The sequence below is a fragment of the Pseudomonas sp. H3_E04 genome, assembly GCF_054668915.1.
The window spans coordinates 710,198-734,242 of sequence record NZ_CP162797.1 but is presented as its reverse complement, the minus strand read 5'-3'; the positions used below and the strand labels follow the sequence as shown (position 1 = coordinate 734,242).

The window sequence follows — 24,045 nt, the reverse complement described above, 5'->3', positions numbered from 1 at the left end:
GACGACAGCGATACCGTTAACGAATAGACTTCGAGGCACCAAACCCGGAGGTTCTATGATCGACCCGTCCTTGATCGACCCACTATGCCCGGTTTTTTCGGATCTTGATCCCGAGGAGCAGGCTGCGAGTTATGACCGCTGGTTTCGGGCCGAAGTACAGGCCTCTCTCGATGATCCGCGTCCGAGTATTCCTCATGAGCAAGTGATGGAGGAAATGAATGCCTTGATGGAATCTATGCGCAAAAGCGCAGACGCAGATTAAGTGGCGACCCAAGGCCCGGGTCGAACTCTCTAAAATCCTGAAGTACATTGGCGAGCGAAATTTTGAAGCGGCGACTGCACTTCACAAGTCCGTCGTGAAAGCTACATCTGCGCTTTGTTGGCATCCACACCTGTATCGCAAAGGCCGCTCTCCCGGCACTCGAGAGATTGTGGTAAGCCTCAACTATCTCGTCGTTTATCAAGTGGCGGACCACATTGAGATTGTGAGCATCTTGCATGCGCGTCAGGAGTACCTCGACGCGACCCCGGTTAAGATCGCTTCCTCGTCTCGACACAAGAAACCGTGCCTCCCGTGGAGGTACGGTTTTCTTGATCGTTCCCACGCTCTGCGGGGGAATGCCTCTCGGGACGCTCCGCGTTCCAACTTGCGAATTTTACGCAGAGCGTCAAGGGCTGCATTCCTTTGCTGCGCGCGGGAACGATCAATCAGCCATCCTTCAACTCGACGTGATCCAGCGCTTGATTGACGCCCAGTTCATCCAGCATGACGACTTGTGCGATGCCCAGTGCGGTTTTGCGCTGTGAGGTTTCCAGCGAGGCGGCGAAGTTGCTGAGCATTTCGCTGGCGGAGCCAAGGGTTTCGCTGGCGTTGGCCAGCAGCGACTCGGTGTTGTACCTGGGATTGGCGAGGTACATGGGTTCCGGCTCGTTGGTGCTGGACATGATGTGGGCGGTGGGGTTGAGGTAGAAATCGAGGGCGCGGTCGGCGGCTTCGTGGAGTTTTTAATGTCGACCGAGGCGTAGGGGGATGTGGTGTTGGTGTCTGGTTCCGGGGGGGTTGGGTGTTGGTTTTTTCATGGTGATTCTCCGATCCTGAAGTGAAGCTGGCCCATTCGGTTTCCGAACGAATAGGTGGCAGCTGTACGCAGGCTGGAAACCCGGGGAACGGAGAACCCGGTTGACCCGAAGGTCTCCCGCGCACAGCCGCCATAACGGAGTGCACACAATAAAGGTGCGCAAGCATACGTCATGAAAAGCGCAAATGCGCTCGGTTCACGTCGGGGTTTCCAATCCCGGTCACTGAATTGGCAGCGACGAACACAGGCTAGAGACCGGACGTCCGACGGACAACCTGAAAACCTTGTGGGAAGGTTCTGCAAAATCCAAACATCTTTTAAACATCCCGAATTGAAATACGCACGGGTAGGAGCTGCCGCAGGCTGCGATCTTTTGATCTTGATCTTAAAAAATCAAAGTCAAAAGATCGCAGCCTTCGGCAGCTCCTACAGTGAATGTGTGCAACCGGCGGGAATTGGTCGGCTCATAGATCGCCATCGCTGGCAAGCCAGCTCCCACAAGGATTTGGGTACATCCGCAATGGCAACTGTGACTGAGAGATAGCCTTCGCGAGCAGGCTCGCTCCCACAGTGGGAACTGGGTACATCGGCAAGAACCTGGTCGGCCCGAAGGCCGCCACGTTCACTCGGCATCCGGGTCAATCTTGTTCTGCGTCAGATACCGATTCAACACATCATCCTGCCCAGGCACCGATCTGTCGCCCGCCACCTGCCATAACCGCCGCTCGATCCCCTGCGCCACCATATGCCCCACCGCCGCCTCGATCGCCGACAACACACACAACTGCGCAGGCTCATTCGTCGTGTATCCGACCTCAGCCTCAAGCAACTTCTTGAACTCGATGAATTTGAAAATCCCGGCACTGCGCGCCACCGAGTAAATCGTCTTGCTGGTCATGACATTCGACAGCACCTGCCCACTGCGCACATCCACCGCACGCAAGTTCACAGTCACCTGATCCACCCGATACTCACGCTGCAGATCAATCCCCAGATACCGCGCCCCTTCCCCACCGCTGCGCACATTGGTGTCATAGGCGATGATCCCGCCTTCGAGCATCATGTTCGCTGCCTGCAACGGCGGCAGCTCACCCTGAATATTCACCGGCGTATTCGGCTTCTTCTGCGACGCGCGAATAATCTTGCGCTCGGTCAACAGGTTCTGCAGCCCTTCGCGCTCCAGCACCACAAACCAGCCACTGGCCTGCATCGCGTCCATCAACATCGACGCCGCGCCTTGGGTAACGCTGGTGGAAAACGAACTCGCCGGCGTCGGTTTGTACTGCCCGGTCTGGTCACGGAAACCGTACACCACCGCCATCAATCGCCCCTTGGGTCGCGGCATCTTCAGCAAGTCGTAATAGGTTGAGGCCCTGGGGGTCAGGGTCGGGGTTTCGGTGTCCTGCTCGGCCGACATCGGCTCACGCAGACTGCACCCTTGTAATGTCGCCAACAGCAGCCCTAATGCGATGATCTTTTTCATGTCCGTCACTCCCCGGAACCGTCAGCCCGTCATGGGTTGAGGCCGTTCACCTGAATTTCCGAAACCTCACCGGTCGCTCGATCGGTCACTTCAATGCTCAGTGCCCCGGAGTCGTCGATGACGTTGACGATAAAAGAGTCAGTGGACAGGCTCCCCGTGTTGCCGGTGGAGATGTTGTCCAGCAACTGCCCTAGCAGCCGCGATTGCAATTGACTGGTGAAGCGTTCCAGTGCCGAAGTCCCGGCCACGGCCGAGCGGCTCTTGATGTCCGGGTCGTCGTGATCGTTTTGCGCCTGAGCGTTGTTGAGCAGCCAGGTGCCGTTCAACGGGTTGCCGCCGAACGACGGGTTGACCGGCGTATAGACCAGTTCAGTGGCCTGGACAGCGGCGGCGCTGGCGAGCCCGATCAACAACCCCGAGATCCAGAATCCGCTGCGCCGTGAGAACGTTGTGTTGTTCATAATTCGTCCTTCTCAAGGTCGGTGGTGTCCTGCAACAGTGCCTCCAGCTTGCGCTGGACAACCTGGCGGCGAACCCAGTCGGCGGCCGCGTAGGCCTCGTCCTTGAGCTCCACAGTGTTCGGCGGCAGGAAGCGCCGATAGACCAGGCGTCGCTGATATTCCACGGTCACCAGGCTGCCCCAGCGCGCGTCGGGGCGCTCGCGCACCACCAGGTTGAAATCCATCGGGCTGGTGTCGCGCAGGCGTTCACTGAACGAGTAGTAAAAGTCGTGGCCGATGTGCGAGATCGTGTCGTCGACGATAAAGCCCATCATTTCGTCCTCTTCAGCAGCGCTCGCGCCGCCAGCCGCAAGAATCAAGACCAGCGCGCACCACCAGTGGCGAGTCATGGCTGCAATGCCTGGGGCTGCTTCGACTGCCCTTTCGCCGGGCCGCTGGCGCCGTCCAGGAAGGCTTTTTCGGCAACGAACTGCCAGTCCGAATAACGCTGCATACCTTGGAAGTCCGACCATTGCGTCGGGAAATCCGCCTGCTTCAACGGCACCTCGGTCGAGGCGCTGTTGAGACCGGTGATGCGTCCGTCAAAACCGCGTTGCAGCGCCCATTCGCCCTGTCCGATCGGATCAGGGTAGAGCTGACGCAGGTGATGTTTCGCCTCGGGAAAACGTTGATCGTCGAGCAGATCGGCCAGTTCTTTCGGGTACTGCGCCAGCCCCGGCGAGCTGCGGTAATAGCTGCGCAACGCCTGTGCATACTGGGTCCCGACCCAGAGCAACTGGTGTTCACGGTCGCGGCGCGCAGTGGTCGACCACAACTCGCCGGCACTGGCCAACCCCATGCCCATCACCACAATCAGGAACAGCACGCCCAGGTAGGTAAAACCACCCTGCTGCGCGCGGTTACCACTCGGAATACTGGCTGCCATCACGCGCCCTCCCGGTAGCACCGCTTTTGATATCGGCGACTGCGCCTGCGACGCCGTCCGGCGGTGCGATCAACACCCACTGGTCTTTGCGTTCGGTAATCGGGTCCAGTGGCGCATTACGCAGGTAACGTTGTTCGATCAGTTGCTCGATGGAATCCGGATAGCGGCCGGTGTCGCCGTAGAAGTGATCCAGCGCCTCGCGCATCGCCGACAGGCTCTGGCGCAACGTGGTTTCCTTCGACGCTTCGAGGCTGTTGAAGTAGCGCGGCAATGCGATGGTCATCAGCGTGGCGATGATCGCCATCACCACCATCAGCTCCAGCAAGGTAAAACCTTTTTCCCGACGCATGAGGTTCACCACTCGCGGTAGGCAATGCCGTTGAGGCCCTTGCCCCGGGCGTGGGAGTAGACGTCGAAAACGTCCTCGCCATCGCGCGGATTCTGAGCCGGACTGTCGTAGGCGCGCAGGCCCCAACCCCCTTCATCGTCACGTTTGGCCGGTACCAGCGGATCGCGCGGGATGCGGCGTAAAAAATAGAACTTGGCGCCCTTCGCGCTGCGCACATCGCGCACGCCCTCGACCAGCACTTTCAGGTTCGGCGGGTAGCCGCTGCTGTTCAGCGACTTCTCGATGTAACCGGCATCGAACGCACGTTTGTAGGCGTCGATGGCATCGCGAATCTGATACAGCGCATTGCGCAATTCCTGCTCCTTGCCACGCCGCACCAGGGTCTCGGTCAGCGGCGCGGCCATGCTTGCCAGCAGGCCGATGAGGGCCAGCGTCACCACCACCTCGATCAAGGTGAAACCGCGTTGGGAGGCGTTCATGATCAAGGCTTCTCGACGGTGACACGCGTGGTCGCCACGGCCGATTCGCCGACTGCACGCGGCTGCGCGGCAGGTGACGGCACCCCGTAGCTCTGCGAACGATCCGGGGCCTGAATGTGCATGCTGGTTTCGGTGCCGGTGGAGAACTCCATGTCCGACGGGCTCTGGTACGGCAGATTGCGCACGATCCGAGGAGTGATCGACAACACCAGCTCGGATTTGCCCACGGTGTCCTTATTGCTGCCAAACAGCCGACCCAACCCGGGAATATCGCCAAGCCCCGGAATCTTGTTGCCGGTGGCGCCGTGGTCGTTGCGCACCAGCCCGGCGAGAATTTGCGTTTCGCCATCATGCAAGCGCAGCGTCGTCTGCGCATTGCGGGTGTCGACCTGCACCGGGATCGTGCCCTGACGGGTCGGCTCCAGCGGTGTGGCGTTACTCACTTCGAGGGCGATCTTGATCGCCACCTCGTTGTTCAGATGCACCGTCGGTTGCACCTCGAGTTTCAAACCGACGTCGAGGTAAGTGACGCTTTCGGTGATCACCGGGCCTTGAGTCGACGGCACCGACGTGGCGCTGATGATCGGCACCCGCTGACCGATGTGAATACGCGCCTGTTCACGGTTGCTCACACGAATCACCGGGCTGGCGAGCGTATTGATGTCGTTATCCTGCGCATTGATCTTGGCTTGTGGCGAAGGCGAGATCGAGATGCGGCTGGAGTTGATCCCTTTGAGCTGATCGAGCAGGGTCACCGCCGAGCCATCGCTGTTGACCACGCCGAAGGTGTTCGGCCATTGCAGGCCGAGGTCGAGAATGCGCTGGGTGGCGACTTCCATCACCTCCACCTCAAGCACCACTTCCGGATTGGACTGGTCTTGCGACTGCAGGAGTTTTTCGGCCATGCGCACGGCGTCCTCGGTGTCGCGCATGGTCAGGGTGTTGAGGCGTTCGTCGACAAACACGTCGCGGGTCTTGAGCATGGTTTTCACCATGTTCAGCGCGGTGTTGGCGTCGATACTGGTCAGGTAAAAGGTGCGCATCACCAGTTCCTGGTAATCCTTCACTTTCTGCGGCGAATCCGGGTAGATCAGCAAGGTGTTTTCGTTCACCACTTTCTGGTGCAACTGGTTCTGTTGCAGCAGCAGGGTCACCGCGTCTTCGATGCGCACGTCCCGCACGAAGATGGTGGCTTTCATGTCCGGGCGCAGGTCCTTGTCGAAGATGAAATTCAGCCCGGCAACCTGCGACAGCACTTCGAAAATGGTCTTGAGATTGGCGTCGCGAAACTCCAGGGTCACCGGGCGATCAAGCTTGGTACGCAACTGCGGATAGACGATGACGTTACGGCTTTGCACCAGACGGATGTTGCCCTGCAGCTCCAGCGCGCCTTCGTTGTTCGGGTCAAGTTCGAGGATCTGTCTGACCTGGCGGTCGGCGCCGTAGATGTCGCCGCGACGCAAGTCGCCACGGGCCAGTTCAAGCTTCTCGTCCATGCTGCGCAGATAGTCCATCTGCTTCAGGGCATCCTGGGCACGGCGGTTATTCGGCTCGATGGTCAACACGCGGTTGTAGGCGAGCCGTGCGGAAGCGAAATCGCGCCGTGCGCGGTCGGTGTCGCCGGAGGTCAGCAATGCGGTGATTGCCTTGGCCCGGCCGCTGTTGAGCAGCAGGTGCAATTCGGTGTCACGCGGGTCTTCGCGCAACCCCTCCTCTATTCGGGCCAGCCCCGCCTCGTATTGCCCCTGTTCAATCAGGTCGGCGGCTTCCTTGTTGGCCACTTGTGCGGTGCTGCAGGCAGCCAGCCCGGCGCACAGGCCGACACTCATCAGCAAACGGGATCGGTTCATTGCGTGCTCCCCACAGACAGGGTCTGCGACAAATGCAAAGGCAGGTAGACCAGACTCAGTTCCAGTTCGGAAATGCCGGTGATCTTCCAGATATCGTCGATCACATCCCCGTTGCGCACGACGTAGATTTTCTCGCCGCTCTGCAAAAACACTTGCACGTCGCTGCGGTCATGCAGCCTGCCGACGAATTGAAACGGCAGCGGTGGCAGGCTCGGGGCTTGCGCCACCGGGGCGGGGTTGACGGCAATTTCAGTGACGGTGGCCAGGGTCGGCGCGGCTTTCCAGGTCTTGGCCGCGAACAGGTCGCCGGCCGGGCCCAGGTCTTTGATTGGCGCTGTCTTGACCCTGGCTGCCTGGGCGCCATGACTGGCAGATTGCACCGGCGTGGCGATGGCCACTTCGACCGATTCCGGGTCTTCGCCTGGCGAGAAGTACTCCGGCAACCAGGCCAGCGCCGCCGCCACACCGAAGAACCCCAGCCAACCGATCACGCGCTTGGTATTCATCACGACCTCGACAGGTAGAGGGTCAAACGGATCCGCCCGTTGAGGTCGGTGTCACCAATCTTCTTGCGCTGCAATTCGAGGTCTTCCACCACCACCGCCGGCAACTGCCCGAGCAAGGCGTGCAGGAAGCGCCGCAGTTGCGGATAACTGCCACGCACCGGCAAGAGGATCTGATAGCGCGCCAAGTTGGTTTTCGGGTCGACGCCAAGGGCGTATTCGCCACGCGCCAGGGTGATGTGTTCCTGCGCCGCGAGCGCATAGATGCGATCGATCGCCACGGTAGCCTGCGGTTGCGCCGGCAGCTTGTTGCGAAAGTCATCAAGCTGACGCTGCGGCACCACGGGCGGCGCGATGCTGCCGTCTTCGACCTGGGCGAGATAGTCGCTCGCCTCCTGCGTCTGTGACGTGAGCTGCTGCAACGACTGCCACCCAGGCACCAACCCAGCAAGCGCCCAGGCCAGTGCAACCAGTAACAGCGCCAGCCCGGCCAGGCCCGGAATACCAAGGCCCTGCAAGTATTCGTGGACGATCAGTCTAGGGATTCGCATCGCCTGTCTCCCAGGTCGCCGACAGGTTGAATTGCACCGGTTGTTCCGGCGATTTGACGACGATCTCGTGGCTCAGCAGCGACACGTCGGACAGCTCGTCACTGGCCTCCAGGCGCTTGTGGAAATCGAGCATGGCTTGCAGATCCCGCGCTTCGGCACTGATGCGCACCTGGCCCTTGCGCGCATCCGGGGTCAGGCTCAGCAGCGCGACGTCATCGCGTGGCAGCGCTTCGAGCATGGCGAAGAGACGTTCCCAGGGGCGCCGCAGTTGCTGGGAAACCTTGCGCATTTCGGCGAGGTTCTGCGCCTGCTCGCGGGTTTCTGCCGGGCTTAACGTGCTCTTGCTGCTGTTATCGCCAGTGAGCTGGCGCTGGGTCGTCTGCAAGTGACCTTGCTGTTGTTCCGACTGGCCATCGAGATGCTGTTGTACCCCCAGGCACAGCAGCGCCAGCACCACACCGCCGCCGAGCAGCCCCCAGCCCAACGGGCAGGAACGTGGCCGCGGCTGAAAATCCAGATTGAGCGCGCGCATGTCAGGCCACCGCCCGGGACATGACATACAAGCCGTCACGCACGTTCATCGAGGCGTCTTCAAGGCTGCACAATTGCACTCCCGGCAAGTCTGGCTGCGCATCGAGGCGGGCTGGCGCGTGCAGGTAAACGGTGAAGGCGCGCTCGCTGGTCGAGGCTTGCAACTGCCGTTCGCGACCGATCAACGCACTCAGCGCGCCATCGCTGTCACTGCCGCCGACCGAGCGCACACTGGCCCAGCGCCCTTCCCTTGCGAGCAACAACACACTGCGTTGCGGCTCGGCCACCACGAACAGGAAATCGCCGGCATCCAGGCTTTTGTCGAAACGGTTGAACGCCGACATCAAATACGGTTGCACCGAGCGCAGGCGCAGACCGCGAGTGCTGACCAGTGTGCGCAAGCGATCGAGCAAATCCTGCGGCAAGGCGCTGGCGATGCGATCGTAACCGGCCGGTTCGGCGGACAGCACCAGACTCCACGCCTGATTCGCCGCACCGAACAGATCTTCAAAACACAGTCGGGCAAAGCCGCGCAGTTCTTCAGGACTGCTGATCTGCGCGCTCCACGGCACCAGGCAGAAACGGCTGAAGTGGCCGGAAATCACCACGCTGACTTCGGCGCCGGCGCGGGCGTGTTCACCGAGCAAGCGATCGAGGGTGTCGAGCGCCACCGCGTAGCTCTGGAAGCCTTCGTCGATGTAACCGACGCTGCCCAGCCACAGGGTTTCGCTGCCCCGCCGCTGCCCCAGGCCAACACCGCTGGCACCGAGCACTGCGATAAAACGCTCACGCGATAAAAGTGACACGATTGATCTCCTCCAGCGTGGTGCGCCCCTGCTCTACCAACTCCAGCGCCGATTCGCGTAGCAGGCGCAAACCACGGGCGCAGGCCAGGGCTTTGATTTGAGTGATCGGTTGGCGCTCGACGATCATCTGGCGCAGTTCGTCGTCCAGGTGCAGCAACTCGGCAATCGCCGTGCGTCCGCGATAACCGCTGCCCCGGCAGTGGCCGCAGCCCTTGCCATGGACGAAGTGGTAGTGCTCGACTTTTTGCGGGTCGAGGCCCGAGGCGCGCAACTCTTCATCGCTCGGCCTGACCGGTGCGCTGCAACGGGTGCAGACCAGGCGGATCAGGCGCTGAGCAAGAATGGCGTTGAGCGCCGAGACCAGGCTGTAGGGGTCGATTTCCATTTGCGTGAAGCGGCCAATCACGTCGAAGACGTTGTTGGCGTGGATGGTGGTGAACACCAGGTGACCGGTGAGCGCCGATTGCACGGCGATCTGTGCGGTATCCGGGTCGCGGATTTCGCCGACCATGATTTTGTCCGGGTCATGGCGCAGGATCGAGCGCAGACCACGGGCGAAGGTCAGGCCTTTTTTCTCGTTGACCGGAATTTGCAGCACCCCCGGCAGTTGATATTCGACCGGGTCTTCGATGGTGATGATCTTGTCCACGCCGTGGTTGATCTCGGTGATCATCGCGTACAACGTGGTGGTCTTGCCGCTGCCGGTCGGGCCGGTCACCAGTACCATGCCGTAGGGCTCGGCGGCGAGGCGGCGCAGCTGGCGCAGGGTTTCGTCTTCAAAACCCAGCGCCTGCAATTGCACGCCGCAGACCTTGTCGGCGAGATCCTGTTTGTCGAGCACCCGCAGCACCGCATCCTCACCGAAAATGCTCGGCATGATCGACACACGAAAATCGATCTGCCGGCCACTGATGCCGATCTTGAAGCGCCCGTCCTGCGGCACGCGTTTTTCGCCGATGTCCAGCTCGGCCATGACCTTGACCCGCGAGATCACCTGCTCGGCGAACTCGCAGCCCTGGATCTTGCTGATGTTGTTGAGTACGCCGTCGATGCGGTACTTGATCACCAGGCCGTTGCCGGTGGTGCCGAGGTGGATATCGCTGGCGTGCATCTTCAGCGCGTCGTACAGGGTCGAGTTGACCAGTTTCACCACGCTGCTGGCGTCTTCGCTGATACTCGTCAGCGACAGGCTTTGCAGCGTGTCGATTTCGTGATGGGTGTCGCCCTGGGCATTCAGCGAGTCGACGGCGTGGAAGCTTTCTTCATGGCGGGCCAGATAGGCCTTGAGGTCATCGGCGTGGACCAGATACAGCGGCGCGCCGTGCAGGCAGTCGTCTATCCAGGCCAGCCGCGCCGACTCGAAAGGGTCGGCGAATACGCCAATGACTTCGTCGTTATGGCGCAGCAGGATGAATTCACGTTTGAGGCATTGTGCAAGGGTGACCCGGTCGAATACCGGCGTCGCTTGAAACAGGTTGTCGGTGGCCAGCACCGGGTAATGCAGGGTGGCGCCGAGGCAATCAATGAACGGCATCGGCGCCAATTCGCAGAGCACTGCGAGCGCATCGAGGACGCGTTCACCGGAGGTGGCGGCCCGTGCCCGGGCCTGAGCCAGCTGTTCGCAGGTAAACCGCTCTGCAGCGGTCTGCGCCTGCGGTGATTCGACGACAACGGACAGACGTTCCATGGCTTGCTCTCCAACCGGGGCCTGAAGCCCTGTCGGCGCGGCAAACTCTGGCGGCTAGTGCCGGAACGTCTGATCGCGCCATTACTCCCCGGTGAGCATCTGATCGTCGTCCGGTGCCATGGCCGTCGCGCGACTTCGTCGCCGATCCGCCAACACCCAACTGCCATCGTACAACTGCAACGGGAAGCTCTCGGTCCTGCTCTGGCGTCGTTCGACAAACCCTTCGGAAGGGCTCGCACCGGGTTTCGCTTCACGCTTGATGCCTAAAAGGTCGCAGACAGCTCGGGCCAGTTCCGCCAAGGGAAACGGTTTGAACAGGATGTGGCTGACCCCCAGTTGCCGCGCCCGTTCACAGACTTCGGCGGTCGGGTGACCCGTTATCAGCACAAAATGGCACGTCCTGTTCTGGCGGACGGCGTCGAGCACCTCAAAACCTTCCATATCGGGCAAGCGGTAATCGAACACCAGTACGTCGGGAGCAAACGCTTCGGCCGAACCGATACCCGTCGCTCCGTCATGTGCAATCCGGACGTCCAGCCCTTGCGCCGACAGATAATCCTGAAGGTTCTGTGCAAGCAGCTGTTCGTCTTCGACAACCAGTACTTTGTTAACCAAGGTCGACTCCTTGAAGCAGCAGATCCGGCAGATGAAACCTTGAGCCCGGGTCTGGTGGAGTGTGCCTTACTCTCGGTAACGCACACTTCATGCCAGGCGCAATGCCAGTATTTTTAAGTCTTCATGCCCTTGAATTCAATGACAATGCCCGCTCGTCCCGGTCCCCCGTTCCCCAGAAACGGGGAAGCACCTGAATGGGCATCGAAGCCATTCCCCACTATTGGGGGGGCAGCTTCAATCGTCGTCAATTCGTTCGATCCTGTTCTGCGCCCGCAATTGTGCGAGCACCTGACGACGAGCCTGGGCCTGTTGCTGTCGCGCGCGTTCGCCCCCGACTGATTCCAGCCCTTGCCTATGTGGGACATCGCTCGCCTCCCAGTGGTTCTCCAGATAGATCAGGTGCCAGCCGAACGGTGAGCGCACCGTTGCGCTGACGAACCCCGCCGAGGCAATGATAGACGCTCGCATCTGTATCAAGCGTAGCTGCGCTTGTGCCTGGGTGGTGGCATCGGCATCCGGCGCAACCTTGATCAGCATTTGCTGCGTGCGGGTGAAACGCTGGCGCAGCAATTCGGCAAACATTTGTTGCGCGGCCAGTTCACGGCGCAGGTAATCGCGGTACGACGCCTCGTCGAAACCGGCTTCCTGTAACCGCCGGCTGAAGAGCTCAGCGCCGCCAAGTGCGGTGCGGGTCTGATTGATCTGTTGCTGCAACGTTTGCGCGTCGATGCGCACACCGCGTTTGCGTGACTCCTGCCACAGCAGCTCGCGGTCGATCAGCGCATCCAGCGCAGCCCGGCGCAGTTGCCTGTAGGCCTTGGGATTACGAATGCTCGCCACGGCGCGGCCCTGATCTTCCAGGTATTCGGCGAAATAACGCTCAAGACGAAACTGCGAAATTTCCTCGCCATTGACCCGCGCCGCCGCCGGCCCGTTGTTGGCCCACGCTGCCGGCAAACAGCAGATAAGCAACCACATCAGGGTTATGAGCTTCATGAGCGGAGCCTCCGTCAGGGGCTGGCAACAATCGGTTTATACGGCGCCACCAGATAGAAGCGCTGATCGGGCAAATCCACCGTCACCACATGGGCGCCGTTCAAGCCCAGGCGTCGCCCGGGACCGAAATTCAGGCGCGGCGTCAGGCCGGTGTCGAAATCGTGCAGGCCTTCGAGAGCGGCGACAAATTTTTCCCGGCTGGCATCCCGGCCGGCCTGCTTCATGCCTTCGCCGAGCAACAACATCGAGGCGTAGGCGCCAACCTGCAGCACCGCATGTTGCGCGCCCAGGCCTTGCCCCTCACGCAACGTCGACAACGCCATGCGTCCGCTTTGCGTCCAGTCGCTGGGCACGAAGGGATAGGCGAGAAACACGCGCCGGGAAAAGCCTTCCGGCACTTGCAGCAGATCGCCGGCGACCTGGCTCGAGACGGCAAACAGATACGGCACCTGGCCGGCGTTACGCAGGCGCGTGGCCAAGCGACTGAAACCGCCGCCGCTGCCCAGATAGAACACCGAGCGCGAACCCAGTGGCAGTTGCTCGGCTGCCGGGTCGTAGGTTTGCAAGCTGACTTTTTCCCAGCCATGCCCCTGCAGATATTGACCGAGGCTTCGCGCCGCTTGCGCCTGTAACGGGTCATCGGGATAGGCAATCAGGGTCGGCCCCTGCAACACCCGCAAGCTGCCCGTGGCGTAATCGGCCAAGGCCAGCAACTGCTCGCGCAGCCCGGGCAACGGCTCGAAAATCTGCACGCTGTTCTGCAGGGCGCCAGGCATCGATAACGGACCGATCAGCGGCACGCCCGCCTGTTCCAGCAGCGTCGCCAATTCGCTGTCGAGGGCCGGCGCCAGCGGCGCGATCAAGGCGAACACTTGCTCGTGCTCGATCAATTGGCGCAAGGCCAGTTCGGCACTGCTGCGATCCGGACCGGGATCGATCACTGTCAAACGCACCTGCCGGCCGTGAATTCCGCCCGCCTGATTGATCCGCGCGACACTGCCGTTGAGCACCGCTGCCACCGTCATGCCCTCCTCGGCCAACGGCCCCTGGCTGGGCAGCAAGGTACCCAGGTGCAAGGTTTCGTTGTCGAGGCCGGGGTCGCGCTCGTCGGCGAGCCGTTTGAGGTACGCGGTGAGGTTGCGCTGGTCCTTCATCGACAGGACGAAGCGCGGCATGCTCGGGTCGAGGCGATTGCCTGCGGGATCGCGGCCCAGTTCGATGACCCTTGCCAGGCTGGTTTCGGTGTAGGCCGGGTAGCGCCGACCGTTGACCTGTTGCTGACCGTAAATGCTGGTCAGCCGCGCCCAGTTCAGTGGCGGTGGACGCACACCACCTTCAGGCCGTCCGAGGCCATCGGCGCCGTGGCAATTGGCGCATGGCAGGCTGGTCGCCGGCAGCGCCACGTCCGCCGCGCCCACGCGCGCCATGACTGGCTCGCCGCTGTCCGACAGCCCTTCGCGGTACAAGCGCTTGCCGGCCGCCTCCTCAAGCGTCAGCGGCTGGGCTGTGGCGCCAACGTTGATGCCAAGGAGCAGAATCAGGGCGAGTGAGCGGCCAAGGTTCATGGCGCAGGCTCAGCGGCCGGCCACAGGCATTGTCAGCAACTGCAAGCGCTGGGCAATGGCGGCGGCCGGGGCATCGGGGCGGATCTTGCTCCAGCGTTTGTTGGCGACGTCGCCGACGATCAGCTGCGTGGAGTGCTGCTCCGGGGTTGGCACGATCTGGCCGATGCGACTCAGCACCAGGTCCATCTGTGCCTTGTCGCCGGTGAGAAAAAGCCAATGAGGGTCATCGGAACCCTGCTTCAAGGTGTAAGCCTTGAGCACCGCCGGCGTATCGCGCAGCGGGTCACTGGTAAGGGAAATGAAGGTGATCCCGTCAGCCTTGTCACCCAACAGCTCGCGGACTTCCTTGAGCTTGCGGGTGATCAGCGGGCAGGCATCGTTGCAACTGGTGAAAATCACGTTGAGCAGGACCACGCGGTTCTGCAAGGCGTCGCTGTAGAAGCGCAAGGTCTGGCCGTTCTGATCCTGCAACGGCGTGTCGGTAAACCAGGCCTGTGCGTCGTGAGTGCCTTTGGCCGGTGCGGCGACAACGGTCGTCGGGGCGTCGGGCGCGTGGCCTTCGTGGGCAAACGCGACGTTGCTGAAAATCCAGAAACACACGCTCAGCGAAATCCAGTCGAGCATTCTCATGGCCGATGCTCCATGGCGATGGCGGTGTGTCTGGCATGGGTGCGCAGACCGCTGAGCTTTTCCACTTCCTTGCTGAGCAGCGCCGGATCGGTGAAACCGTAGTAGCGCGTCCAGTGACGATTGTCGCCATCGCCGACCAGAATCAGCGGCTGGTGGCTTTTGAAGTCGCCGCTGAAACTGCCGAGGCCTTTGAGGGTTTCATTGATCGACTGAGGCGAGCCGGTCAGCCAGCTCCACCCCGGCCCCTGCTGAAAGCTGCGGGCATATTCCTGCAGGCGCTTGGGGTCGTCGCGCTGGGGGTCGATGCTGATTGACACCAGTTGCACCTCATCGCCGACCCGTGCACCGAGTTGTTTCTGCACCTTGCCCATGATCGACGAGACCACCGGGCACACCGTGGTGCAACTGGTGTAGATGAAGCTCATGACGACAATCTTGCCCTGCACCAGATCCGGCTCAAGGCGCACGCTCTTACCATCCTGGTCGAGCAATGGCACGTTGGCAAACTTCACCTGGGCGTGCTCCTGACTGCTGCGTGGCGGCGCCGTATGCCCGGCATGCTCGTCTGCGGAATGGGCCTGGGCCTGTTGGATACCGACGCTCAACAGACACAGGGTCAGCACACCACTGGATGCAAATCGGTTCATGTTCAAACTCCTCTTCAGCGCGTCTGGCCCGGGGCTACCCGAACACTGGCAAATGTGTTGTCGTCGAAACCGGCCCCCAGCGACGCTGCACGCACATGCAGGTACCAGGCGCCACTGCGGTCGAGGGTGATCGGCGCTTCATACACGCCGTCGGCGACTTCCTGCGCGGCGACCTCACGCGGGTGAGAGGTGGGCGCCAGGTAATAGCGCAATTGCACGTCTTTCACACCGCTGCGCTGTTGTTTCTGCTTGCCTTGCACAATGCGGAACCGCACCACGTACGGGTCGTTGAGCGCGGCGGTGGTCTTGTCCAGAAGAAACTCGACCTTCGGCTGACCGAGTTGTTTTGCAACCGCGCCATCGACCTCGATCAGCGCGCTGAAGCAGTGAATGATGTTCGGTTGATTGAGCAGGAACGCCACATCGAAACGCCCGGCTGGCGGCAGTTTCACCCGGGCACTGTAAAGCCCCGGCGAGACCTCGCGCAGGCTGCGGTCTATAACCATGGCTGCGCGGGCGATCTGGCCACGATTGGGATAGCCGGACATCGGCGCGTTCATGCCTTCGGCGTAGAAATAAGTGGTGTTGTCCACCGGGTTGACGACGAACACCGCGTTGTCGTCGCGCGATACCGCAAGGCTCGACGCAAGCGGCAAATCACCGGCCATGCGCGGTGGTTGCGGGCCGGCTTCGAAGCTCTGGATGATGGCCTGTCGACCCTCGCCCAGCGAAGCCAGATTGATCATGCTGACCTTGGGCGAGGCCAGTCCGCGCACGTAGGCATAGGCTTGGGTGAACACCACCTGGTAGGGCTCGGCGGAGACTTCGAGGTCATGGATCGCCGTATCAGTAGCCGCGTCGATCACACTGGCGCGGTTCGCCAGGGTGTTGAGCACCACGCCGAAACGCCCGTCAGCGCTGAAACCCATCGGACCGAGGCCTTGCTGCAACGTAATCACCCGGCGCACGGCATGGCTGTTGGCGTCGATCACCGTGACGGTGCCGTCCTTGCCGTCTGCCACATACACCGCGCCGGACAATGCCGAGTAGGCAACCGACAAAGGGTGGGAGCCGGTTCTGACCTGCTTGACGATGGCCAGGCTGGCGCTGTCGATCACGCTCAACGTGCCGTCGTCGCGGTTACTGACAAAGGCGAAACGGCTGTCCTTGCTAAAGCTGATTTCATGGTGGCCACGGCCGGTCGGCAGATGTTTGAGCGGCTTGAGGCTTTGGCTGTCGATCACTGTGACGCCGGAGTCTTCGCCTTTGCTGGCGTTATTGCCGACCCAGAGCAGGCGTTCGTCCGGTTGCAGCGCGACGCGCACCGGTTGGCTGCCAGCCTTGATCGAATCGAGCACCTTGAACTGCTCGCTGTCGATCACCGCCACTTCGCCGGCGGTGGGCATCGACACGAATACACGTTTGTTGTCGGTGGGCGTGACCCAATCCATCGGCGGTTGCTTGAGCTCGATCCGCGCCAGGGTGCTGGTGATGCCGCCGACCGACACTGAGGGATCGACCACGGCGATGCTGGCATCACGGTTCATGACCAGCAGGAAATAGCTATTGAGGTCGAGCAACGGGCGCGCGCCGATGTTGGATTTGAGGAATACGCCGACGCGCGCCTTGCAGCTCTGATCGCGGCCCTGGGCCTGATCAGCGGCGACCGTTTGCGCATCGATCCACGCCCCCGGCGCCACACCGGACAAGGCCTGCCCGGAAGCGCTGTCGGTCACGCGAAACTGCACATCGGCGAATTCGCCTTCGCGCAGTTTGCCGTCGACGGCCAGTGGCTTGAGATTGAAGTCCACCGCCACGCCGTCGCGGTTCAGCGTCTGACCGGCCCCGGTTTGCGCCAGCGCAATGTCACTCAGCGTCAGCAACGACCCGGCCATGGCCAGCGTACAAATACCGATGATGTTGATGTTCCTGTTCATCTAGCACTCCCCTACCTCTTCATCTGGCAAAACACCGCCCCCTGTGGGAGCGAGCCTGCTCGCGAAGGCGTCTTCACAGCGCCACCCTCGAAACCGAGTTGCCCCCATTCGCGAGCAGGCTCGCTCCCACAAGGGATTTGCATCCATCCCACTCCCTCACTGCCACCATTGCCCACTGTGGGAGCGAGCCTGCTCGCGAAGGCGCCTTCAGCGCCACCCTCGAAACCGAGTTGCTCCCATTCGCGAGCAGGCTCGCTCCCACAAGGGATTTGCATCCATCCCACTCCCTCACTGCCACCATTGCCCACTGTGGGAGCGAGCTTGCTCGCGAAGGCGTCTTCAGCGCCACCCTCGAAACCGAGTTGCTCCCATTCGCGAGCAGGCTCGCTCCCACAAGGGATTTGCATCCAACCCACTCCCTCACTGCCACCATTGCCCACTGTGGGAGCGAGCCTGCTCGCGAAGGCGTCTTCACAGTCCCACCCTCGAAACCGAGTTGCTCCCATTCGCGAGCAGGCTCGCTCCCACAAGGGATTTGCATCCAACCCACTCCCTCACTGCCACCATTGCCCACTGTGGGAGCGAGCCTGCTCGCGAAGGCGTCTCCAGCGTCACGCCTAAAAAACCGAGTTGCCCCCATTCGCGAGCAGGCTCGCTCCCACAGGGGATTTGCATCCATCCCACTCCCTCACTGCCACCATTGCCCACTGTGGGAGCGAGCCTGCTCGCGAAGGCGTCTCCAGCGCCACCCTCGAAACCGAGTTGCCCCCATTCGCGAGCAGGCTCGCTCCCACAAGGGATTTGCATCCATCCCACTCCCTCACTGCCACCATTGCCCACTGTGGGAGTGAGCCTGCTCGCGAAGGCGTCTCCAGCGTCACGCCTAAAAAACCGAGTTGCTCCCATTCGCGAGCAGGCTCGCTCCCACAGGGTTTTGCATTCACAGGCCTTGCGTATGTGCCTACTGCCCCTGCGGTGCCGGTTCCGCTTCGTTGGTGACGCGCAGCAAGCCCCACAATCCCGAGGTGTTGCCGTAGGCGCCGTAGTCGCGGAACAGGTAATCGCCCGGTATCGCGTTGCTGCCGCCGGCGCTGGGGATCATGAAGCTGAAGTGCGCCGCCGGGAGGATGCTTTCGTGGGCGCCGATGTACATCGACATCGGGTTGTAGCCGAAGCGCACCGAACCGACGCCCGGCGAGCCCATCGGATAACCGCCGGTGTCGCTCTTCTCGGCCTGGAACGGGTTGACCGACCAGACATGTCCGTCGAGCTGGAAGGTGCTGCCACGACTGCCGCCGCTGGGCATCAGAATGTGCGTGCGCAACGGTTGCCCCGGTTTCGCGTAGAGCACCGGTGTTTGCGGATCGCCGCCGATCAGCGCATTGCTGTAAGCCATGTGCGCGTTGGCCATATCGCCGTAACCGGCGCCGTCGGCATGCCCGAACGGTGCGTCAGGCGCGAGGCCGAAGCGATACCACAGCGGTTCGGTCTTGTAGTTGATCGCCATGCTCGAGTTGTCCTGCGGATCGGTCGGCACACCCAAGCCTTCAGCCGCAATGCCCTCGACAGGCCGGCCATTGGCCCAACGAGTGTTCAGCGCCTTGTGCCAGACCATCGCAAAATCGCGGTAGCTGGTTTGCCCCGGCGCGGTGACCGTGGCGTTGACCTTGCGTACATCGTCAACCCAGGTCGCGCCGATCGGCAGGATGCTCATCGCTGCGCCAAGACCTTTTTGCGGCTGCTTGATCACGTCCGCCGGGGTGATGTTCAAGCCGCCGAACTCCACCGCCGTGGCGTTGATGTTGTCGACACTGCGGCCCAACTGCGTCACCGGTTTGCCTTCACGCTCCAGATGCCCGGCGTAGTACTGATAGGTCCGGGTCGGATACGCGCCACTGTTGCCGCCGCGCGGTGGCACGGTCTGGATCGGGTTGGCGCCGACGTTGGCACCGTCGGATTTGGTGATGTCGTAGGCCAACAGTTGCGCGTGCAGACCGACGTGGCTGGACGGCCGCATCAGGTTGTTGCTGAAGGTGGTCGAGCCCAGACCACTGTTGCGGTCGCGCTTGACCATCCCCTGCATGACAGCGGTCTGAGTCAGATCAGGCATCACGCTCGGCAAACGGTTTTCCAGGGTGATATTGATGCAATCCCCCGCTGCTGCGCGCAGCACCAGCGGCTCGACCGGGATGCCGGGTTTGAGCTTGCCGCTGACCGGATCCAGATCGGCTTTGCGCACATACAGAATCGCAGTCGGGTCATGCAACGGCCCGCTCTGACCGCCGATGGTGATGGTTTCGCCGTCCTCCGGATCGGTCACCGTGACTTGTGGAATGCTCACCGCGCGCGAGTTCAGCACCAGGGTGCCACCGGCCGGGTTCAGCGGCCCGCCGACATGCTGGCCGAGTCCTGCGGAATCGCCGATGGTCAGGCCCAAGGCATTGCCGAGAATGTCGTTGGCCAGCGCGGCGACCACTTCATAGTTGCGCTGCACAGTGGGCCGGGTGCCAATGCCGTTAGGGTTGGCGCCATAGCGCGGGCAACTGCCATCGAAAGCGACCGTGTTACGCATGCCCGCTGGGCTTGGGTTGTTGGGAATCGCAAACAGGTCATTGCGTTTGGCGGTGTAGTTGCGCATCACGCCCCAGATACCGCTCCAGTAACCCTCGATCGACGCGTCCATCGAGTACAGATAGTCGCCCGTGGTCGCTGCCGAGCTGGAGAGCATCGACACCGGCGCGATGAAGCCCATCTGTTCGGAGATGCCGATCATCTGCGAGGCGCGCCAGCCCGAGTTGGAGCTGTTGCCGAAACCGGAACCGCTCTGCAGCCATTTCACGCCATGCAGGGTCACGTTGTGTTCCTCCTCATGGCCCCCGGCATGCACCCGCAGCCGCACGTTGTCGCCGGTGTAGGTGCGCAGCATCGGCGTGAACGGATCGCCCGGTTCGGCACCGCCCTTGTTGATGTGCGGCGGGAACAGCGTGGTACCGCCGGTGGGCCCGGTGGCCGAGGTGAGCAGATTCGGCGCCAGGTTCATCGCCGGAATTGCGCGGTCGGTACGGCTTTGCATGGCGAACGACAGATCACCACCGAGGCCGTCGGCCTGCATGCCGCGCTTGCCATCCGGGCCGACTTTGTTCGGGTCGTACACGCGCAGGGCCAGCGGCTCGTTGCGGTAATTGACGACGAACATGCCCGGGTCATCCACCGAAATCGCCTGCGGACACGGCCGGCTCGGACAGCCCGGCACCTGACCGCCCTGCACTTCCAGCACGCCTTCAAGCAGAGTGCTGGCGTTGTTGCGCACCGGCGGATTGATCGCGTAGCGGAAGCTGTCGGCGGTGGCCGGGAACGCTTGCGCATTGGGCACGCCATTGGGTCCGGCACCGACGTAGACGCCGGCTTCATAGGCGTGCTGGAAGTCGCTGTATTCGAGGAAGAACTCGCGGAAGCTGTCGTTCTTGCCGTCGCCATCGAGGTCACCGGTGTTGATCACCGCTTGCCACGACGTCGGCCCGCCGTCCTGACGCGCGCCGCTGTACAACGGCTCGCCAGTCTCGGCGTGCAACCAGGTCGAACCAGCCGGTTCCGCCAGCACCGTGGCGTACAGCCCGATCTGCTGGTGCGTCGATGGGCCGAGGTGGTCGTGGGTGAAGATCGTGCCGAGGCCGCGATCAACACCTTTGATGTTCACCACCGGGTCGACGAACCAGCGCTGCATCGCCGTGCGCGCGCCAACCCAGTCAGCCCGCCCGTACTGACCAAAGAACGGGTGTGCCTTGGCTTTCGGGCAGGCTTGAGTACCGTCGCGCGGGTCCGTGCCTTCGCACTGGTTGAACGCACGGATGGCGTGAATGCGTTCCTGCACAGCGCCCGGGGAAAGCACGCCGTCCTCGTAGTTCCAGCCGTTGGAAGAACCGTCGGCCGAAGTCAGGTCCCACTTTGGCAGGTGGATGTGCTGACCGATCACGTCGGTCGGTGTGCGCACCTGATAGTCGTCCATCTCGTACGTGGCCGGCACCAGGTTGGTTTGCTGGTACTGCACGCAGTCGAAGGTGTTCATGCGCATCACCAGCGGCTCTGGCGGACGCTGTTTGGTGATCACCGGCCAGGCGTCTTCCCACAGCGCGAGAATGCGTGCCTGCGGGAAGTGATAACCGACTTTGTTGTACACCGCGTCGAACTGAATATTGGCGGCCTTGTAGATCCGTGGCCGGTCGGCGGTGAACGTCGAGGCACCGACAAACGACAGGCCATCGATGCGCTCGCCGCTGTTGAATTCACCGCTGCCGGCGCTGTTGGTCAGGCGTTTCTGCCGGTCGTCCATGCACGGTTCGTAGTAAGGCGCGCCGGCCATCGGCAAGGCGCCGTTGGTACGAAAAGCCTTGGCTACCACTTGATTACCGGGCAGCAAGGCATAGCTGGGGTGATCCTTTTTCGCGTGGAAGGCCATCGCCGCCTGTTCGACCTCGGTGCCCTCCTCCGGCATGTAGATTGGTTTGGCCCGCACCACTTCCTTGGAGAAGTCCAGCGAAGTGGTCACCGTATGCGCCTCGCCTCCGGCCGCCACGCCGTCGAGAGTATGCCGTTGCAGGCCGCCGTCCCAGCCACCGGACTGCGCCGGGTCGAGGTTGGCCCACAGCGCCTTGCCGCTGGCCTTGAGCGATTGCGCGGTGGCCGCGTCGAGCATGTCCAGTGGCGGGGTTGGCGGACGTTGGCCGACCGAGCTTTCCATGCCGCCGATCCAGAACGGATAACCAGGGTTTTTCAGGCTGCCGTCGGCATTGCGGTTGGCTTCGCTGCGATCGACCAGCGCCAGGGAGCCGATGGCTTGACCACCAGCGTTGCCGCCATGGTGCTCACCGTCATCATCGCCCTCTTCTTCATCATCCTCGTCATCATGGCCGGCGATCAGGGTTTCACCGATTTTCGGCACGACCACGACTTTGCCCGGCATCGGCGCCATGGCTTTGCCTGGCAGCGGCACGATCGCCGGAATCGGTGTGCCGGCGACGATCTCGCCGTCCGGCAAGGCGCGCGCGCCGGCCGCCGGTTTGCCGCTGCGCAGGGCAAACGGTTCGCTGTGATAGCCATCGGCGCCTTGCTGCGAAACGTCGAGCCGGGTGCCCTCTTCGAACACATCATGCACCCGCCACATCGCCCACATGCCTTGGGCAAAGTGCGGATAGAAGTGGCAGTGATAGATTGCATCGCCCGCTACCCGATTGCGGTTGCCTGAACCGCCATTGGCGATTTCATAGGTGTAACCGGCACCGGGACCGATGCCTTGGGCGTCGACGTAATCGGAGTTGTCGTCGTTGGGGTTGAACAGCCATTGATGGCCGTGCAGGTGGAAGATGTGCTGCTCGTGACCGTTGTGGGTATTGCGAAACTTGACGAAGTCACCGATATAGCTGTGATTGACGTTCGACGGCTCGGACGGGAACAGCGCCATGGTCGCCTTCACGCCAATCTGATCGGCGTTCGGGGTCTGCCCGGGAGCGATGTTTTCCAGCCCGGCGTTGGCCGGTACGTCGACCAGCATAGCGACGTCGCCAACGGTGTGCGAGCTGAGGAAAAATTCCTCATAGGCACAGGACAGGCAATCGTGCATCGGCCCGACACCCAGGCGATTGGCGACGACTTCGGCGCCCATGCCGCCGGAGCCGTAATTGATCATGAACGAATCGCGGGTCGGTTCCAGGACATGGGCCATCACCGGGTCGGCCCAATAGGCGGGGAATGCCTGGGTGGCGGCGGTTTCATCCTGGAATTGCGAAGCGAAATCGCGGAACGGCTCCAATCGATTGGGAATCGCCGGGTTGCGTTTGCCCACCGACTCCAGCGGATAGGTGCTGGGCGGGAAGCTGCCGTCGGCGTTGCTGCCCATCACGATCGCGTCACTTTCACTGGAGATGATTTCGTTGCCGTCGACCATGTTGATGATCGGCGTGCCGGCCTTGCCTTCGCGCAGCCACGGCTCGCGCTGCGGATAGCGCGCCTGGTAATCGACAATCGGCTGCCCGGCCGGCGTGCGCCCGCTGGTGGCCAGGCGCATTTCTTCTTCGCTCAGCGTATTGCGATAGCTGCGGCCACCCTTGGGCAGCACCACCACTTGACCAAACAGCCCGTTGGCGACGTTGCCCGCCGCGCCTTCGCCACCAAACGTGGCGCCTCGACTGCTCACGGCAAACGCGCCCTCGCGCTCGGCAAACAGGGTGTAGGAACGGCTGGCACCCGGCACTATCAAGGTGTTGGGGTTACGCCCGGTGAACGATGAAATGTCATCGATACTGTTGACCGCTTGCAGGCCGTTGACCTGGAAACCGATGTGGCGGTCAGCCACTTGCTCATCGACCTTGAACGCGTCGATCGCATTGGGATTTTCCTCACCTTCCACCCCTTCGACATGCTTGTTCGGGTTGGCCTGATAGTCGAGCAGGTTCTGCAGATTGATCGTCAGACAGTCCCCAGCCGCCACCCGCAATACCAAGGGCCGTGGACGCTTGTCAGGCCGCAACGCAACCTTTCCCGGCACCGCCACGCCACCGTACGCCAGCGACACGTCGTGCTCATCGACCACGTCGCGGCGCAGGGCGAACATCATGCCGTTGGCGTTTTGCGCACCGAGGCGGTTGAACATCAGCGGCTGATCGAACGCCACGACGTTGGCCACCAGGTTGCGCTCGCAACGTACCGCCGCGCCGGCCAGTTCGACGCTGAGCAGCGAGGCCATTATCAACAACCCGTTAATCAGGGATGGAGCGAGAGGAAAGCCAGCCATGATCGGTAACCTCGTAGTGGGTGCTCTTGGGAACACTTCTGGACAAATGTCCCGGAGCAAGCCGCGTGCCACAAAAAATCCTTCTGCATATCAACCAGTTAACGCGACGACCTGAGAATCCGGGGGATATTCCCCACCCGTTTGCCCCACTTTTCGGGCCGGCC

The 24,045-nt window shown here is 62.0% G+C and carries 22 protein-coding genes; 2 read left to right on the top strand and 20 right to left on the bottom strand.

Annotated elements, in window-relative coordinates:
* Nucleotides 1–55 precede the first annotated feature (55 nt).
* Nucleotides 56–262, top strand: coding sequence for a type II toxin-antitoxin system RelB family antitoxin (gene relB, locus AB4N53_RS03370; protein WP_460118145.1), 207 nt, complete (start codon nucleotides 56–58; stop codon nucleotides 260–262).
* On the top strand, nucleotides 258–749 hold the full coding sequence (locus AB4N53_RS03365; protein ID WP_460125295.1) for a type II toxin-antitoxin system RelE/ParE family toxin: 492 nt from the start codon (nucleotides 258–260) through the stop codon (nucleotides 747–749). The genes relB and AB4N53_RS03365 overlap by 5 nt, the downstream gene beginning before the upstream one ends.
* Here the strand turns inward: AB4N53_RS03365 and AB4N53_RS03360 are convergent.
* From AB4N53_RS03360 to mnxG, 20 genes are all read right to left on the bottom strand, one after another.
* Entirely contained in the window at nucleotides 709–945 is a 237-nt protein-coding gene (locus AB4N53_RS03360) for a DUF6124 family protein (protein ID WP_460118142.1), read from the bottom strand. The genes AB4N53_RS03365 and AB4N53_RS03360 overlap by 41 nt on opposite strands.
* A gap of 756 nt (nucleotides 946–1,701) precedes the next feature.
* Nucleotides 1,702–2,562, bottom strand: a complete 861-nt coding sequence (locus tag AB4N53_RS03355; RefSeq protein ID WP_460118140.1) for a CsgG/HfaB family protein — start codon at nucleotides 2,560–2,562, stop codon at nucleotides 1,702–1,704.
* Between the two features lie 29 nt (nucleotides 2,563–2,591).
* The gene (locus AB4N53_RS03350; protein WP_460118138.1) at nucleotides 2,592–3,023 is read right to left on the bottom strand and encodes a curli assembly protein CsgF; all 432 of its coding nucleotides are present in this window, start codon (nucleotides 3,021–3,023) and stop codon (nucleotides 2,592–2,594) included.
* On the bottom strand, nucleotides 3,020–3,412 hold the full coding sequence (gene csgE, locus AB4N53_RS03345) for a curli production assembly/transport protein CsgE (protein ID WP_460118136.1): 393 nt from the start codon (nucleotides 3,410–3,412) through the stop codon (nucleotides 3,020–3,022). The genes AB4N53_RS03350 and csgE overlap by 4 nt, the downstream gene beginning before the upstream one ends.
* Nucleotides 3,409–3,948 (bottom strand): type II secretion system protein, encoded by a 540-nt coding sequence (locus AB4N53_RS03340; protein ID WP_460118134.1) that lies wholly within the window; start codon nucleotides 3,946–3,948, stop codon nucleotides 3,409–3,411. The genes csgE and AB4N53_RS03340 overlap by 4 nt, the downstream gene beginning before the upstream one ends.
* Nucleotides 3,923–4,297, bottom strand: coding sequence for a type II secretion system protein (locus AB4N53_RS03335; protein ID WP_460118132.1), 375 nt, complete (start codon nucleotides 4,295–4,297; stop codon nucleotides 3,923–3,925). The genes AB4N53_RS03340 and AB4N53_RS03335 overlap by 26 nt, the downstream gene beginning before the upstream one ends.
* A 5-nt stretch (nucleotides 4,298–4,302) precedes the next feature.
* On the bottom strand, nucleotides 4,303–4,776 hold the full coding sequence (locus AB4N53_RS03330; protein ID WP_122700552.1) for a type II secretion system protein: 474 nt from the start codon (nucleotides 4,774–4,776) through the stop codon (nucleotides 4,303–4,305).
* Between the two features lie 2 nt (nucleotides 4,777–4,778).
* On the bottom strand, nucleotides 4,779–6,626 hold the full coding sequence (locus AB4N53_RS03325) for a secretin N-terminal domain-containing protein (protein WP_460118129.1): 1,848 nt from the start codon (nucleotides 6,624–6,626) through the stop codon (nucleotides 4,779–4,781).
* Nucleotides 6,623–7,132, bottom strand: coding sequence for a hypothetical protein (locus tag AB4N53_RS03320; RefSeq protein WP_460118127.1), 510 nt, complete (start codon nucleotides 7,130–7,132; stop codon nucleotides 6,623–6,625). Before AB4N53_RS03320 ends, AB4N53_RS03325 begins: the two co-directional genes overlap by 4 nt.
* Nucleotides 7,132–7,680: a GspMb/PilO family protein gene (locus AB4N53_RS03315; protein ID WP_460118125.1), complete on the bottom strand. Its 549-nt coding sequence runs from the start codon at nucleotides 7,678–7,680 to the stop codon at nucleotides 7,132–7,134. The genes AB4N53_RS03320 and AB4N53_RS03315 overlap by 1 nt, the downstream gene beginning before the upstream one ends.
* On the bottom strand, nucleotides 7,667–8,212 hold the full coding sequence (locus AB4N53_RS03310; RefSeq protein WP_460118123.1) for a PilN domain-containing protein: 546 nt from the start codon (nucleotides 8,210–8,212) through the stop codon (nucleotides 7,667–7,669). The genes AB4N53_RS03315 and AB4N53_RS03310 overlap by 14 nt, the downstream gene beginning before the upstream one ends.
* A gap of 1 nt (nucleotide 8,213) precedes the next feature.
* Nucleotides 8,214–9,017 carry a hypothetical protein gene (locus AB4N53_RS03305; RefSeq protein WP_460118121.1) on the bottom strand — a complete coding sequence of 268 codons (804 nt, stop codon included), beginning with the start codon at nucleotides 9,015–9,017 and terminating at the stop codon, nucleotides 8,214–8,216.
* Complete coding sequence (locus AB4N53_RS03300) at nucleotides 8,998–10,704, bottom strand: GspE/PulE family protein (protein ID WP_460118119.1); 1,707 nt, start codon at nucleotides 10,702–10,704, stop codon at nucleotides 8,998–9,000. The genes AB4N53_RS03305 and AB4N53_RS03300 overlap by 20 nt, the downstream gene beginning before the upstream one ends.
* 81 nt (nucleotides 10,705–10,785) lie before the next feature.
* Entirely contained in the window at nucleotides 10,786–11,319 is a 534-nt protein-coding gene (locus AB4N53_RS03295; RefSeq protein WP_460118117.1) for a response regulator, read from the bottom strand.
* Nucleotides 11,320–11,553: 234 nt separating this feature from the next.
* Nucleotides 11,554–12,315: a SurA N-terminal domain-containing protein gene (locus AB4N53_RS03290; RefSeq protein WP_460118115.1), complete on the bottom strand. Its 762-nt coding sequence runs from the start codon at nucleotides 12,313–12,315 to the stop codon at nucleotides 11,554–11,556.
* Nucleotides 12,316–12,329: 14 nt separating this feature from the next.
* Nucleotides 12,330–13,880 (bottom strand): cytochrome c/ABC transporter substrate-binding protein, encoded by a 1,551-nt coding sequence (locus tag AB4N53_RS03285; protein ID WP_460118113.1) that lies wholly within the window; start codon nucleotides 13,878–13,880, stop codon nucleotides 12,330–12,332.
* A gap of 9 nt (nucleotides 13,881–13,889) precedes the next feature.
* A complete protein-coding gene (locus AB4N53_RS03280; RefSeq protein WP_460118111.1) occupies nucleotides 13,890–14,510 on the bottom strand; it encodes an SCO family protein in 621 nt (206 codons plus the stop codon).
* Nucleotides 14,507–15,157, bottom strand: coding sequence for an SCO family protein (locus AB4N53_RS03275; protein WP_460118109.1), 651 nt, complete (start codon nucleotides 15,155–15,157; stop codon nucleotides 14,507–14,509). The genes AB4N53_RS03280 and AB4N53_RS03275 overlap by 4 nt, the downstream gene beginning before the upstream one ends.
* 14 nt (nucleotides 15,158–15,171) lie before the next feature.
* Nucleotides 15,172–17,094: a YncE family protein gene (locus AB4N53_RS03270; RefSeq protein ID WP_460118107.1), complete on the bottom strand. Its 1,923-nt coding sequence runs from the start codon at nucleotides 17,092–17,094 to the stop codon at nucleotides 15,172–15,174.
* A gap of 961 nt (nucleotides 17,095–18,055) precedes the next feature.
* Nucleotides 18,056–23,881, bottom strand: a complete 5,826-nt coding sequence (gene mnxG, locus AB4N53_RS03265; protein WP_460118105.1) for a manganese-oxidizing multicopper oxidase MnxG — start codon at nucleotides 23,879–23,881, stop codon at nucleotides 18,056–18,058.
* Between the last annotated feature and the right edge of the window lie 164 nt (nucleotides 23,882–24,045).